The 12,985-nt window shown below is 70.8% G+C and carries 17 protein-coding genes and 1 tRNA gene; 11 read left to right on the plus strand and 7 right to left on the minus strand.

Annotation, left to right across the window (positions count from 1 at the left end):
- Nucleotides 1–42 precede the first annotated feature (42 nt).
- Nucleotides 43–453 carry a flagellar biosynthesis repressor FlbT gene (locus tag IEY36_RS09445; protein ID WP_229681224.1) on the plus strand — a complete coding sequence of 137 codons (411 nt, stop codon included), beginning with the start codon at nucleotides 43–45 and terminating at the stop codon, nucleotides 451–453.
- Between the two features lie 6 nt (nucleotides 454–459).
- Nucleotides 460–804 carry a flagellar biosynthesis regulator FlaF gene (locus IEY36_RS09450; protein ID WP_188966806.1) on the plus strand — a complete coding sequence of 115 codons (345 nt, stop codon included), beginning with the start codon at nucleotides 460–462 and terminating at the stop codon, nucleotides 802–804.
- Between the two features lie 10 nt (nucleotides 805–814).
- Here IEY36_RS09450 and IEY36_RS09455 read toward each other — a convergent pair whose 3' ends face one another.
- Nucleotides 815–1,180, minus strand: coding sequence for a hypothetical protein (locus tag IEY36_RS09455; protein WP_188966807.1), 366 nt, complete (start codon nucleotides 1,178–1,180; stop codon nucleotides 815–817).
- Nucleotides 1,181–1,307: 127 nt separating this feature from the next.
- On the opposite strand from IEY36_RS09455, the gene IEY36_RS09460 reads away from it, so the two are divergent.
- The gene (locus tag IEY36_RS09460; protein ID WP_188966808.1) at nucleotides 1,308–2,360 is read left to right on the plus strand and encodes an AbrB family transcriptional regulator; all 1,053 of its coding nucleotides are present in this window, start codon (nucleotides 1,308–1,310) and stop codon (nucleotides 2,358–2,360) included.
- A 141-nt stretch (nucleotides 2,361–2,501) separates the two neighbouring features.
- Here IEY36_RS09460 and IEY36_RS09465 read toward each other — a convergent pair whose 3' ends face one another.
- A complete protein-coding gene (locus IEY36_RS09465) occupies nucleotides 2,502–3,017 on the minus strand; it encodes an adenine phosphoribosyltransferase (protein WP_188967023.1) in 516 nt (171 codons plus the stop codon).
- A 277-nt stretch (nucleotides 3,018–3,294) separates the two neighbouring features.
- Here IEY36_RS09465 and IEY36_RS09470 point away from each other — a divergent pair, with 277 nt between their 5' ends.
- The gene (locus IEY36_RS09470) at nucleotides 3,295–3,495 is read left to right on the plus strand and encodes a DUF2842 domain-containing protein (protein ID WP_188966809.1); all 201 of its coding nucleotides are present in this window, start codon (nucleotides 3,295–3,297) and stop codon (nucleotides 3,493–3,495) included.
- Between the two features lie 76 nt (nucleotides 3,496–3,571).
- Here IEY36_RS09470 and IEY36_RS09475 read toward each other — a convergent pair.
- Nucleotides 3,572–3,648, minus strand: a tRNA-Pro gene (locus IEY36_RS09475).
- A 161-nt stretch (nucleotides 3,649–3,809) separates the two neighbouring features.
- Here IEY36_RS09475 and IEY36_RS09480 point away from each other — a divergent pair.
- The gene (locus IEY36_RS09480) at nucleotides 3,810–4,247 is read left to right on the plus strand and encodes a c-type cytochrome (protein ID WP_188966810.1); all 438 of its coding nucleotides are present in this window, start codon (nucleotides 3,810–3,812) and stop codon (nucleotides 4,245–4,247) included.
- A 39-nt stretch (nucleotides 4,248–4,286) separates the two neighbouring features.
- Here IEY36_RS09480 and IEY36_RS09485 read toward each other — a convergent pair whose 3' ends face one another.
- Nucleotides 4,287–4,973, minus strand: a complete 687-nt coding sequence (locus tag IEY36_RS09485; RefSeq protein ID WP_188966811.1) for a cytochrome b/b6 domain-containing protein — start codon at nucleotides 4,971–4,973, stop codon at nucleotides 4,287–4,289.
- 85 nt (nucleotides 4,974–5,058) lie between these two features.
- Between IEY36_RS09485 and IEY36_RS09490 the strand changes: the two genes are divergently transcribed.
- Together IEY36_RS09490 and IEY36_RS09495 are read left to right on the plus strand one after the other, a co-directional pair.
- Complete coding sequence (locus IEY36_RS09490) at nucleotides 5,059–5,838, plus strand: hypothetical protein (RefSeq protein WP_188966812.1); 780 nt, start codon at nucleotides 5,059–5,061, stop codon at nucleotides 5,836–5,838.
- 229 nt (nucleotides 5,839–6,067) lie between these two features.
- Nucleotides 6,068–7,309 carry a LysM peptidoglycan-binding domain-containing protein gene (locus IEY36_RS09495; RefSeq protein ID WP_188966813.1) on the plus strand — a complete coding sequence of 414 codons (1,242 nt, stop codon included), beginning with the start codon at nucleotides 6,068–6,070 and terminating at the stop codon, nucleotides 7,307–7,309.
- Here IEY36_RS09495 and IEY36_RS09500 read toward each other — a convergent pair.
- The gene (locus IEY36_RS09500) at nucleotides 7,273–7,677 is read right to left on the minus strand and encodes a hypothetical protein (RefSeq protein ID WP_188966814.1); all 405 of its coding nucleotides are present in this window, start codon (nucleotides 7,675–7,677) and stop codon (nucleotides 7,273–7,275) included. The two genes, IEY36_RS09495 and IEY36_RS09500, sit on opposite strands and share 37 nt — an antisense overlap.
- Nucleotides 7,678–7,727: 50 nt before the next feature.
- Between IEY36_RS09500 and IEY36_RS09505 the strand changes: the two genes are divergently transcribed.
- The 4 genes from IEY36_RS09505 to IEY36_RS09520 all read left to right on the plus strand — a co-directional run bounded on the left by IEY36_RS09505 (nucleotide 7,728) and on the right by IEY36_RS09520 (nucleotide 10,704).
- The gene (locus IEY36_RS09505; RefSeq protein ID WP_188966815.1) at nucleotides 7,728–8,402 is read left to right on the plus strand and encodes a phosphatidylserine decarboxylase; all 675 of its coding nucleotides are present in this window, start codon (nucleotides 7,728–7,730) and stop codon (nucleotides 8,400–8,402) included.
- Nucleotides 8,399–9,283 (plus strand): CDP-alcohol phosphatidyltransferase family protein, encoded by an 885-nt coding sequence (locus tag IEY36_RS09510; protein WP_229681225.1) that lies wholly within the window; start codon nucleotides 8,399–8,401, stop codon nucleotides 9,281–9,283. The genes IEY36_RS09505 and IEY36_RS09510 overlap by 4 nt, the downstream gene beginning before the upstream one ends.
- Before the next feature lie 114 nt (nucleotides 9,284–9,397).
- On the plus strand, nucleotides 9,398–10,249 hold the full coding sequence (locus IEY36_RS09515; protein WP_188966816.1) for a cytochrome c: 852 nt from the start codon (nucleotides 9,398–9,400) through the stop codon (nucleotides 10,247–10,249).
- Nucleotides 10,246–10,704, plus strand: a complete 459-nt coding sequence (locus IEY36_RS09520) for a protein-tyrosine phosphatase family protein (RefSeq protein WP_188966817.1) — start codon at nucleotides 10,246–10,248, stop codon at nucleotides 10,702–10,704. Before IEY36_RS09515 ends, IEY36_RS09520 begins: the two co-directional genes overlap by 4 nt.
- A gap of 271 nt (nucleotides 10,705–10,975) precedes the next feature.
- On the opposite strand, the gene IEY36_RS09525 is transcribed toward IEY36_RS09520, so the two are convergent.
- Together IEY36_RS09525 and IEY36_RS09530 are read right to left on the minus strand one after the other, a co-directional pair.
- On the minus strand, nucleotides 10,976–11,860 hold the full coding sequence (locus IEY36_RS09525) for a TauD/TfdA dioxygenase family protein (protein WP_188966818.1): 885 nt from the start codon (nucleotides 11,858–11,860) through the stop codon (nucleotides 10,976–10,978).
- Nucleotides 11,861–11,871: 11 nt separating this feature from the next.
- Entirely contained in the window at nucleotides 11,872–12,873 is a 1,002-nt protein-coding gene (locus tag IEY36_RS09530; protein ID WP_188966819.1) for a Bug family tripartite tricarboxylate transporter substrate binding protein, read from the minus strand.
- Nucleotides 12,874–12,985: the final 112 nt, after the last annotated feature.

Below are 12,985 nucleotides of genomic sequence, written 5' to 3' on the forward strand. Positions count from 1 at the left end.
CGCCTTCACCATCAAGGCCGGGAGGACAGGATGTCCACGCTAGTGCTTGAACTGAGACAGGGCGACCTGATGGTCGTCAACGGCGCGCCGATCCGCTTCCGCAATCGCGCCCGTATCGAGCTGACCGCCAAGGCGCGGTTCCTCTTCGGCAAGCAGCTGATGACGCCTGAAACCGCGTCCAGCCCCGCGCGCCGGATCTATTTCGCCCTTCAGACCGCCTATATCGGCGACGAGGATGAACGCGAAGCGGGTCTCACCGTCGCGCGACGTCTGATCGGTGATTTCCAGTCCGCCACGACCTCCACCCTCGCACGCGACCTGCTCGACCGCGCCCTTGCGGCGGCCGAAGCGGATGAATGCTACCAGGCGCTGAAGCTGGTACGGCGCGTCATGCGGCATGAGGAGGTCGTGCTTGGTATCGCCCCCGCCACCGGCGGCGTGACAGAGGATTGAGCCGCAATGACGCTTGCCGACATCGTTCGCGCCTATGGCGCGAGCAGCGCCGCGCGTGACCCGCGCGAACAGGAGGCGGATGTCATCCGCCGTGTCACCTATGGCCTGCGCGCCGCGCAGCATGATGACGGGCCGGCGCTGATGCGCGCGGTGGCCGACAATCGCCGGCTGTGGCTCGCCATGGAAACCGCGCTGCTGGACCCGTCCAACCAGCTACCGACGCAGATGCGCGCCGGCCTCGTCTCCCTCGGCCGCGCGGTGCTGCGGGAGATCGACGGGCCTTCGCCCGACATCAACTTCCTCATCGAAGTGAACGAACAGGTCGCCACTGGCCTTGTCGGCGGCGGCTGATCCGGCTGTTTCAGCCGGGCGCCGGCGCCGGCGCCGGCGCGGGCTCAGGCGCCGGCACGAATTCCGGCGCCGCGTTGGGTGCCGCCGCGCCGAGCGGCTGCACGCCGATTGGCACCGGCGCGTCGGAGATCGCCGCCGCGCGATAGGCCGCGATCTCGCGCGGGGAGGGGATGCTGTTCGCGACCTCTCCGCCCGAGCCGCGAAATTCCAGCACCACCATCCCCAGACTGCCATCCAGTCGCAAACGCGGATTCGGCGTCACCGGCGCGGTGACCGCCGGCAGCGCGGGCGCCGCGACGGCCTGGCCCGTGGCGCGCGGCGCGGCGCGGGCCGGTTCAGCGGAGGATACGGCACGAAGGACGAGATCGCTCGGCATGACATCTTACTCCGTGTCCATATTGCGGGCCTCTTCCTGAAGTCTTGGTAAACAGCGGGGCGAAAACGGCGACCGGCGTCCTTTGACGGGGCGCGGCGCGGCGGCGTAGCTCTGCCCGACCGTGACCGTGACCGAACCAGCCCCGCCGGCCGACGCCTATCTGCGCACGTTGCTGCTCTGCCTGCTGGCCGGCGGCCTGCTGACGGCGCTCGGCCTCCCGCTCGGCTGGATGATCGGGTCATTGGTGGCGACCGGCTACCTGGCCATGCGCGGCGCGGCGGCGGTGCCGGTGCTGGCGCGCCCGGCCGGGCTCGTGGTGCTGGGCCTGGCCCTGGGGCAGGGCTTCACGCCACCGGTGATGGAAGCGGTGGCGGCCGCGCTGCCGGCCATGCTGCTGGGGGGGCTGGTCGCGCTGCTGGCCGGGGTCGCTGTGGCCCCGCTGTTCCGCCGCCTGTCGGGCAGTGACGGCCGCACGGCCTTCTTTGCCTGCATACCGGGCGGGGTGGTGAACATGGCGGTGCTCGCCAGGCAGGCCGGCGGCTCGGTGTCGGCAGTCACCGCCGCGCAATCGATCCGCACAATGCTGGTGGTGCTGATCTACCCGGCGATGCTGGCGTTGCTCGCCAGGCGGGGCGGGCACTCCGTCTTCAACGCGGCGCTGCCGGCCGAACAGGCGGGCGGATTGCTGTTGCTGCTGGCTGGCGGGGCCGCGGTGGCCGTGCTGGGCAGCCGGATCGGCCTCGCCAATGCGGCGATGTTCGCACCGTGCCTGCTGGCGATGGGGCTGTCGGCCAGCGGGACGCTGCCATCATCGGTGCCGCGCTCGCTGGTGGATGTGGCGCAACTTGTCATGGGGGCGAGCCTCGGATTGCACCTGGCGAGCGAAGGGCTGGGCAACACGCTGCGGCGGCTGGCGCTGGCCGCGTTCGTCTGTGCTGCCGGCCTGCTGGCCCTGCTGATGGTGGCGGGGCTTGCGCTCGGCTGGGCCGCTGGCCTGCCATTGCCGGCCGTCGTGCTGGGCCTCGCCCCGGGGGGCATGCCGGAGATGGTCGTGACGGCGCAGGCGCTGCACCTCGCCGTGCCGCTGGTGCTCGGCTTCCATCTGCTGCGGATGGTGATGTGCAACCTGCTGGTCGGCCCGCTGTGGCGCGTGGCGGTCGCCATCGGGCTGCTGCGGTAGGCGAGGGGGCCTCTGCGAAAGGCCGTGCCTGCCGCCCCACTGGAGGCCGAACCATGTGGCGTGCCATCCGCTGGCGCCGCGCCGCGCGGGGCGGCTGCCGCGAAGCCGGGCCTGCCCCTCGCGACAGCCGCAGCGCCGACGCTACGAGTCGTAGGCGACCAGCGCCTCGAACGGCGCATCGATCCGCTTGCGTCCCTCAAGGAAGGTCAGTTCGATCAGCGCCGCCGCGCAGGGCACCTCGGCGCCGGCCTGGCGCAGCAGGCTGATCCCCGCCGCCATCGTCCCGCCGGTCGCCAGCAGGTCGTCGAGCAGCACGACCTTCTGCCCCTTCTCCACCGCATCGGCCTGCATCTCGATCCGGTCGGTGCCGTATTCCAGCGCGTAGTTCAGCCCGATGGTCAGCCCCGGGAGCTTGCGCGGCTTGCGCAGCATCACGAAGCCCAGGCCGAGTTCCAGCGCCAGTGGCGCCGCCACCAGGAAGCCGCGGCTCTCGATCCCCGCCAGCAGGTCCGGCTTGTGCGGCCGGATGATCTCGGCGAGTCGCGCCATGGCCACCTTCCACGCCGGCCCGTGCCGCAGCAGGGTCGAGATGTCGTAGAACAGGATGCCAGGCTTCGGAAAATCCGGAATGCCGCGGATATGGGATTTGAGGTCGATGCTGTCGCTCGTCACGTCATCGGTGCCGATCATGCTGTGGGATTGCCGGGGCTGAGAATGGCCGATGGCCTTTCGCGCTGTCTTAGAGCCCGTTTGAAAATGCGCCAGGGGCGCATTTTGAGGTCCGGCACCGGCCCGCACCCCCACCCGGCCACCCACGTCAGTATCCTGGAATGGGTGGCCGGGCGAGGGTGCGGGCCGGTGCCGGGCATTTCAAACGGTCTCTTACGACGCGGCCGGGCTTCTCAAACCGGCGCGAAGGCGTCAAGTGCAGGGCATGTCGCGCACCCTGATCGCCTCGCTCGCCGGTATTGGCGGCTTCATCGCCTATGTCGTGGTCGTGCTGCTGCTCGCGGATCATGTCCGCAACCTGCACTGGACGCTTGAATTCCTGTTCTTCGCCGCCGCCGGCATGCTGTGGGTGTGGCCGGCGAAATGGCTGATCACCTGGGTGGTGAGGGGCGACGGCGCGGCCTGATACGCCGGCACCGCGCCCCAGAATCAGCAAGGCCCCCCGATTGCTCGGAGGGCCTTCTGCCACGGCGGACCGGGAATGGTCGGAGTGAGAGGATTCGAACCTCCGGCCCCTGCGTCCCGAACACAGTGCTCTACCAGGCTGAGCTACACTCCGGTGCCGGGTCTGCCGCGGTGCGGCGGTATAGCGGCCCCTTATCGGCACCGCAAGACGGCGTCGACGCGAGACCTCGCCACCCCCCATTGCGTGAACCGGCAGGTACCCGCACCCTTTGCTGGCGGCGCGCCCGAGGGGGCGGCGGAACCAGGGGAAGTCAAATGAAGTCTGGGTTGGTGACGGGCATCGCGGTTGTGCTGTGCGCCACGGCGGGCGCGGCGGTGGCGCAGGACGTGATCACGCAGCGCCGCGACGGCATGAAGAACATGGGCCGGCAGATGGAAGCCATCAAAGCCGTGACCGACGCCCGCGGCGACACGCGCCCGCTGGTCGAGCGCATCGACACCATGCTGGCCCTGTACACCGGCCTGCCGGCTCTGTTCCCGGCAGGCAGCGGCACCGGCGAGACGCGCGCCCTGCCGGCAATCTGGTCCGACCGGGCCGGCTTCGAACAGATGGATGCGACCATGGTCACCCAGCTGGGTGTCCTGCGCGCCGCGGCCGCCGCGGGGGATGTCGCGGCGACGACGGCGGCCTACGGCCAGGTTGGCGCGACCTGCGTCGCCTGCCACCGCACCTATCGCGGCCCCGCCCGCTGAGCGACGGCCGGGATGCACCGGGTGGCGCATCCACCGGTGCTACCCGGCACCGCCGAGCCGCGTGACGGTCCATACCGCCACCGCCGCCACGGCGAGCAGCGCCACCGCCAGCACCGCCGGCCCGTGCCGCGGTGCGCGCGCCGCCGAGTCGGGCAGGCGCTTCACCCCCGTCACCATCGGCCGCACCAGGTCCTGCCCCTTCAGCAGCCGATAGGCGACCACCGCCAGCACATGCACCGCCACCGCGATCAGCAGCAGGTCGATGATGCGCAGATGCAGCCCCGACATCCGCTCGGAGGTCGCCTCGCTGACCCAGTTCGCCAGCGGCCCGTGCTGCGAATAAGTGAAGCCGACATCATGGTTGGTGAACAGCCCGGTAACCGCCTGGCCCAGCAGCAGCGCCAGCAGCAGCACGACCATCCATCCCCCCGCCGGATTATGCGTCGTCTCCAGGTCCGGCCCGCGCCGGCCGAAGCGCGCCAATTCGCGCAGCGCCGCGAGCGGCGAGCGGATGAAGGCGGTGAAGCGCGCATTCTCCGAGCCCACGAGCCCCCAGCCGATGCGGAACAGCACCAGCGTCAGCATGGTGTAGCCGGAGACGTAATGGACCCTCCAGACATCCAGCCGCGCGCTGAGATAGGACACGACCAGGCAGGCCACCGCGCCCCAGTGGAACAGCCGCACCCAGCCGTCCCAGACCTTCACCGGCACTGTCTGCTGCGTCATTCGGTTCTCTCCATGCGCCGGGCGAGCCTGCCACGGCGCGTGGCGCGAGGCGACGGCCCACCGGGCGCCGTGGCATGATGGTGCGATGACCTTCGACCTGCCCGCCGAGTGGCGGGGTTTCGCCCTGGCATTGCCCGCCGCCATTGCCGTGGCCGGCGCCAGCCGGCTGCTGCGGCGCCCTCGATGGGGCGGCGTCGCGGCCGGTCTCGGTCTGGTGGTCGGCTTCGTCGCCGTGCTCGGCGTGATCACCGGTTCGCCACGCCATCTCGTGGAGCGCCTGCCGGCGCTGGTGCTGCTGGGGCTGCTGGCGGGGTTGCTCGCCGGCCTGCCGCGGCCGGTGCTGCGCATCGCCGGCGTCGCGGCGGGCCTGCTTCTCGGGGCGTGGTGGATGACGGGCGCGTCGCTCCACCCGCCCGACCTGTTGCGCGCCGCGCCCCAGGGGCTGGCGATCGCCGCCGCCATGGCGCTGGTGCTGCGCGCCGATCCCGCCTTTCCCGGGCAGGCAATTGGCTGGGCGGCGCTGGCCGCCGGGGTGACCGCGGCCGGGGCGTTCGGGCCTTACCTGGCCTTCGCCCTGGCGGGGGCTGGCGCGGTACTCGGCGCTGGCGTGCTGGGGGCGATGACGGGAATGGCCTCGCGGCTGCCGCTGGCGCTCGGGATGGTGGGTGTCGCCGCGGTGCCGCTGCTGGCCCGGGCCGCGCCGGCCGATATCGCTGCAGCGGCAGCACCGGCGCTGGCCCTGCTGGCGGGGCCGGCGCTGGCCGGGCCGGTGGCGCGCTGGCTTGGTCCGCGCCTGGCTGCCTGGGTCGCCCCGGTGCTCGCCGCCGCGCCGGCCGTCGGGGTGGCACTGCTGCTGCGTCACTGAGTGTCCAGTTGACCATCCCTGCACCGCCACCGGACCACCCATTCCAGGATACTGACCTGGGTGGCCGGATGAGCGGGCGGCCCGCCACCCCACGCGAGATCGCGTCAGACGGATGCCGAGGACGAAAACCCATGCCGGCAGCGCCGAAAGGCTTGTTAATGAGTGTTTTACGTCTGCACAGCCGGGTCGGTTCGGCTGTAGAGATCATGTGAAACCGGCGGATTCCGCAATGCGGCCCACTGCGCTACTCGGCCTTGGCGGGTTTGCCCTGCTGGCGGCCCTCATTTACGGCTTGTGGCCCTCGGTGGAGGTGCCGCCGGCGTCGTCCGTCGCTGTCGCGCCGCCGCCCGCCGCAACGCCTGACTCGGCCCGGACGATCACGCCGCCAGCGACCGTCGCGCCGGCCCCTGCCAGCGCCGCCGATCAATCGGCCACACCGCCGCACGCGGCCACAGCACCCGTCCCCGCCGCCGCCGCGCCAATCGCCGCAACCGCCACCACCACCGCCGCGACCAGCCCGGCCGCGGCGCCGGCCGCCGCCGCGCCGGTGCCGCGGTTCGACGTGGTGCGGGTCGGGGCGCGCGGGTCGGCGGTCGTCGCCGGCCGCGCCGCGCCGGGGGCCGAGGTCCTGCTGATCGTCGATGGCGGGCGGGAACTCGGCCGCGCCCGCGCCGATGGTCGCGGCGAATGGGTGATCTTGCCGGCCGACCCGCTGCCTTCCGGCGCCTGGGAATTGTCCCTGCGCTCGCGCATTGCGGGGGAGGAGACCGCCGGCCCCGACGCCGTCGTGGTGGTGGTACCCGAGGCCGCCCCCAGCCAGGCCGGCCGCGGCGTCACCGCCGCCGCCGAATCCACCCGCCCGGCCGATACTGCCGCCGAGGCCGGTTCCGGCCCGATCGCGGTGTTGATCCCGTCAGCCGCGGCGGCGGCGCCGCCGCGCATCCTACAGGGGCCGCAGGTCGCCGCGCCGGTCGGCCACGCGCGCGCGGCCGCCCCCAGCCTGGGCATGGATTCGGTCGATTACGAGGAAGGCGGCACGATCCGCTTCGCCGGTTCGGCGCCGCCCGGCGCCGCGGTGCGGGTGTATGTGGGCTCGCGCCACGCCGGCGACGCGGTGGCCGACGCCGCCGGCCGATGGACCCTCGCCCCCGACGAACAGCCCCCGGTCGGGCGCAATTCTCTCCGCGTCGACCAGGTCGCCGCCTCGGGCGCCGTGGCCGCGCGCGTCGAGGTGCCCTTCCAGCGCGACGCCTTGCCCGCCAATGCCTTCGACACCCATCGCGTGGTGGTGCAGCCGGGCACCAACCTGTGGCGCATCGCGCGTGCCACCTATGGGCGCGGCACCCGTTTCACCACCATCTACCAAGCCAATCGCGACCAGATCCGCGACCCGCGGCTGATTTTCCCGGGCCAGATCTTCGACCTGCCCGAGGCTCAGGCGGCGCCTTCCGCCTCCAGCGTGTCGAGGTAGGGGTCGAGCGCCAGCGCGAAGCGCACCATGGCGCTCACCAGTTCGATGACATTGGACGGGCAATCCATGGGCGCTTCGGCCTCAATGCGGATGCGGTGGTCGGGCATCAGCCGCGCATGCCAGCCCTCCGGCAGGTTGTCGGGCAGCCCCGCCACCGCGGCGAAGGCGCGCGGCCGGTCGAACGGCCGGTCGGCGGTGGAGGGGATGCGCGCGGCATCCGTCTCGAGCCGAATCCACCCCGGGTCGAAATGCGCCTGGCAGGTTCGTCCGCGCCAGGCGAAGCGCAGCGCCGGGGGCTCCGGCATGTTCCGCGGGGTCAGGGCGCCGTCGGCGGCGACGGCAAAGGGGCCGAGTTCGATGGTTTCCATGGTGCACTAGGGTTGTCCCAAAGGGATGAACACACCATAACCGGCCGGACATGGCCCTCGAACAAAGCCTCCGCATGGTGCTCGCGCCGCCGCATCCGGCCGCGCGACCCTTCCTCATCGGCGGAGGCGTCGCCGCGCTCCTCGGCCTGATCCTTCTTGGCAGCTGGCTGTTCTGGCTTGGCGCGATCTTCGTCGCCTTCTGCCTGTACTTCTTCCGTGACCCCGAACGCATCCCACCAGACAGGCCCGGCCTGGTGCTTGCCCCGGCCGATGGCCATGTCGTCTCGGTCATGCAGGCCCCGCCGCCGATCGAACTCGGCCTGGGCGAGGCGCCGCGCTGGCGCGTCGCGATCTTTCTCTCGGTGCTCGACGTGCATGTGAACCGCATGCCGGTGGACGGCACCGTGACCCGCGTCGCCTACCACCACGGCAAGTTCCTCTCGGCCAATGTCGACAAGGCGTCGGACGAGAATGAGCGCAACGCGCTCGCCATCGCGCTGCCCGATGGGCGGGACCTCGCGGTGGTGCAGATCGCCGGCATGGTGGCGCGGCGCATCCTGTGCGATGCCAAGCCCGGTGATTCCGTGCAGGCCGGCGAGCGTTTCGGTATCATCCGCTTCGGCAGCCGCACCGACGTCTATCTGCCGCTGGGCGTGCTGCCGGCAGCCAGGGTGGGCCAGACCATGATTGGTGGCGAGACGGTGATCGCGGAACTCGCGGCGTGAACCATGATGGCGGCGCCGCCGACCGGGTGCGGCGTCTGCGCCGGCGCTTCCGGCCGCGGACGCGGCCACGCGTGCAGGGGCAGTCCTTCAACCGGCTGATCCCCAACATCATGACCATGCTCGGCCTGTGCTGCGGCCTGGTCGCCATCCGCTTCGGCTTCGAAGGCCGTTTCGACCTCGCCGCCACCCTCATCCTGGTCGCCGGCGTGATCGACGGGCTGGACGGGCGGCTGGCCCGCCTGCTCAAGGCGACCTCCCGCTTCGGCGCGGAATTCGACAGCCTGTCGGACTTCCTGTGCTTCGGCGTCGCCCCCGCCATGCTGCTGTATCTCTGGACCATGCACGACTTCCGCTCGCTCGGCTTCGCGCCCTGTCTGCTGTTCGCGGTGTGCATGGCGCTGCGCCTTGCGCGCTTCAACGCGGCGCTCGATGTCGGGCCGGCCGTGAAGCCGGCCTATACTGCGAGCTTCTTCACCGGCGTGCCAGCTCCGGCCGGCGCCGGCTGCGTGCTGTTTCCGATGTTCCTCTGGCTGTGGCTCGACCAGATGGGATGGACGACGCTGGCGAGTATGGTGCGTCACCCGGCCTTCGTCGGCCCGGTGATGGTGCTGGTGGCGGGGCTGCTTGTCAGCACCCTGCCGACCTGGTCGTTCAAGAATTTCCGCGTGCCGCGGGACTATGTGCTGCCGCTGCTGCTCGGCACCGGCATGTTCGTCGCCGTGCTGCTGGCCGAACCCTGGGCGGCGCTGGCCTTCGCGAGCCTCGGCTACCTTGCCATGCTGCCCTTCTCGGTCCGTTCCTACCTGCGGCTGAAGCGCGAGGCGGAAAGCCTGATCGAACCCGTGGTGGTGGCCGACAACACCCGCAACGGCGCCGGCTGAGAACTCCTACCCACGCCCACCATTCTGTGCGCGAGCGCACTTGGCGCCGCGCCATGGGCCATCGCATGATTGTCACGGCTGCGCGAGGCGGCCAGACGCGTGGGGACCTTCGACATGAACGACATCAGAAAGGCGCTGCTTGGCGCGCTGTTGCTGCTTGCGGCCTGGCCGGCGCAGGCTCAGCCGGCCGACCCACTGGCGCGCGGCCGCTACCTGGTTGAATCCATCGCCGGCTGCGGCAATTGCCACACCCCGAAAGGCCCGCAGGGCGACTTGCCCGGCTTGGCGCTCGCCGGCGGCCAGGTCTTCGACGAACAGCCCTTCCGCGCCGTCGCCTCCAACATCACCCCCGACCCCGACACCGGCATCGGCCGCTGGACCGACGCCCAGATCGCCCGCGCCATCCGCGAGGGAATCCGGCCCGATGGCCGCATCATTGGCCCGCCCATGCCGATCGAACTCTACCGTGGCATCTCGGACAACGACCTCGCCGCCATGGTCGCCTATCTGCGCAGCGTGCCGCCCGTCCGCCACGCCGTGCCGGCCAGCGAATATCGCATGCCGCTGCCGCCCGCCTACGGCCCGCCGGTCGCCCATGTGCCCGACCCGCCGGCCAACGACCCGGTGGCGCGCGGCGCCTACCTCGCCGGCCCGGTTGGCCACTGCATCGAATGCCACACCCCGATGGTCGAGGGCGGGCGTCGCGACTGGTCGCGCACCGGCGCCGGCGGGCAGCCGTTTCCCGGTCCCTGGGGCACCTCCGTCGCGCGCAACATCACGCCCGACCACGAGCACGGCATCGGCGCCTGGAGCGATGCCCAGATCATCCGCGCGGTGGCCGAGGGCGTCTCGGCCGATGGCAGGCCGCTCTTCCCGCCCATGGGCTTTTCCTATTACGCGCGCATCAGCCCGGCGGACCTGCGCGACCTGATCGCCTATCTGCGGTCCCTCCGCCCCATCCCGTGACACCGCGCGGCACCATCACCCTGCTGGTGGACGGCCACCCGGTGCGCGTCACGGGCGGGCCCTTCGACGCCCTGCCCGATGGCGCCCGCGGGCTGTGCCTGGAAGCGGGTTCGGCGCGCGTGGCGGAAGCCGAATGGCGGCTCGACGTGCCGGATTTCGGCGTGCCGGACGCCGCGGCCCTGTGCGCAGTCCTTGGTGAGATGCTCGCGGCAATGCGCGAACGCCCGGGCGACGTCTTCCACATCGGCTGCAAGGCCGGGGTGGGACGCAGCGGCGTCGCGCTGGCCTGCCTGGCGCAGATGGCCGGGGCGGTGGAGGGCGACGCCGTGGCGTGGCTGCGCGCGTGCTATGTCGCGGAGGCGATCGAGACGGCGGCGCAGGAGGAATTTGTGCGGGGGTGGCGCGTCAGAGAGGGGCACTGCCCCTCTCCGAACCTCTCCCCGCCAAAGGCCTAAGGGCCTCTGGACACCTTGAATTGGTGCCGGGCCCGACCGCCGTGCGAAGACGAAAAGATTGTCCCGGGCAAAGTTCCCCGCGAGATTCCTGGCGCCGGGCACGACGGGCCTCCCGCCTCTGCGAAAACCCCCACCGCCCAACAATAAGTATCGGTTTCCAAAGGCCTCGGGCCGAAGCGGGCGCCCATTCACGTTGAAAAGCAACGCGAATGGGTACCCGTGGTGGGGAGTGGTCCGGAGAGGGGCGTCGCCCCTCTCTGGTCTTCCCCCCTCACACCGGCCGATCGCCCTTCACCGTCACCCGGTTCCCGTACCGCGTCGCCGGCCAGTAATCCCACATCGCCCGGTGCTGCGCGCAGCGATTGTCCCAGAACGCCACCGAATTCTCCCGCCAGCGGAAGCGGCACTGGAACAGCGGATTGGCCATGTGCTCGAACAGATAGGCCAGCACCCCGGTGCTCTCATCGAGCGGAATATCCAGGATGCGCCTGGTGAACCCCTTGTTCACGAACAGCGCCTTCTTCCCCGTCACCGGATGCGTCCGCACCACCGGATGCACCGCCCGCGGATAGGCCGGCCGGTCCTTCACGCCGAAATTCGCATAGGTGCCGCGGTAGTTCTCCTCGCCGTCATGCACGGCGGTCAACCCGTCGATATACGCCTTCATCCGCTCCGACAGCGCGTCATAGGCGGCGTACATGTTGGCGAACAGCGTGTCGCCACCCACCGGCGGGCATTGCTTGATGTAGAGGATGCTGCCCATCGGCGGCTCCTCGTCGCAGGAGACGTCCGAATGCCAGCCCTCACCATTGGCCCGCGGGCTGTCGCGATCCGCCTTGATGATCATCAGTCCCGCATGCCCGCCCTCGGTCGGCGCCGCCGGGTGGATGTGCAACGTCCCGAACCGCTCGCCGAAGGCCAGGTGCTGTTCCGGCGTCATGTGCTGCTCGCGGAAGAAGATCACCAAATTCTCGGCCAAGGCGCGATGGATCTCCGCCATCTGCGCCTCGGTCGGATTGCCGAGATCCACGCCGGAAATCTCGGCGCCGATGATCGGCGTCACCTTCTCCACCGTGATCGCGCCGTAGGGCGCCGCAGTGGTTGATTCATGCTTGATGCGCGGGCCGGTCCAGCGCGGATTCGGGATCTGGTTCATGGCGGTTCCTCCTATTCGATGGTGATGCCCGCCTGCCGGATGATCCGGCCCCAGGCGGCGATCTGCTGGATGGTGAAGGCCTGGAACGCGTCCGGCCCCATCGGCGGCACCTGCGACCCGCCCATGCCGAGGATGCGCGCGCGCACCTCCGGCAGGGCATAGGCCTCGGTCATGTCGGCATGGATGCGGGCGACGATCTCGCGCGGCGTGTTCTTCGGCGCATACATCCCCGACCAGGTGGTGAAGCGATAATCGGGCAGCCCGGCCTCGGCGCTCGTCGGCACCTCGGGCACCGCGGGGTGGCGCTCATCGTCGCTCAGCGCGATGGCATCCACCTCGCCCCGGTCGACCAGCGGCTTGGCGCCGACCACATCCACGGCCATGAAGGCGATGCGTCCATTCAACAGGTCGGGATAACCCGCCTGGTTGCCGCGATAGCCGACATGGACCGCATCGGCGTCGATCAACTGCCGATACAGCTCGCTGGCCAGGCGCGAGGGCACCGACCCCGCCCCGAAGCTGAGGTCGCCCGGCCGGTCCCGCAGCTTCCGCGTCAGCGCCGCGAGCGAATGCGTACCCAGCCCCTTGTAGGCCATCACCACGAAGGGCGAGGCGCCATACCGCGCCACCGCATCAAAATCCGCCACCGCGTCATAAGGCGGCCGCGCATAGAGCGACGGGTTGGCCGCATGCGTCATTGCCGAGGTCGCCAGCAGCGTCAGCCCATCCGGCCGCGCCCGCGCCACCATCTGGCAGGCCAGCACGCCATTGCCGCCGCCGCGATTGTCCACCACCACCGCCTTGCCCCACATGCGGGCGAGCTGGTCGGCATAGACCCGCGTGGTCAGATCCACCGTGGACCCGGCGGGCAGGGAGGTGATGATGGTCACCCGGTCCTCCGGCCAGGCCCCTGCCCGCGCGCCGATCGCCGGCATCGCCAGCAGGCCCGACAGGCCGCCCAGCAGGCGCCGGCGCCGCACGGCAGCGCTGGGGTTGGTTTCCTCCTGCCTCATGGTGTGTTTCCTCCGAAGGCTGTTCCGCCGCTGGGTCGTTGCCCATCGCCCCGACACCCGAGCCCAGACGCAGCCTCGCGTCCATTTCATTTATCTTGATGATTGATAAGAT

The organism is Neoroseomonas lacus (assembly GCF_014644535.1).
Classification (GTDB): domain Bacteria; phylum Pseudomonadota; class Alphaproteobacteria; order Acetobacterales; family Acetobacteraceae; genus Neoroseomonas; species Neoroseomonas lacus.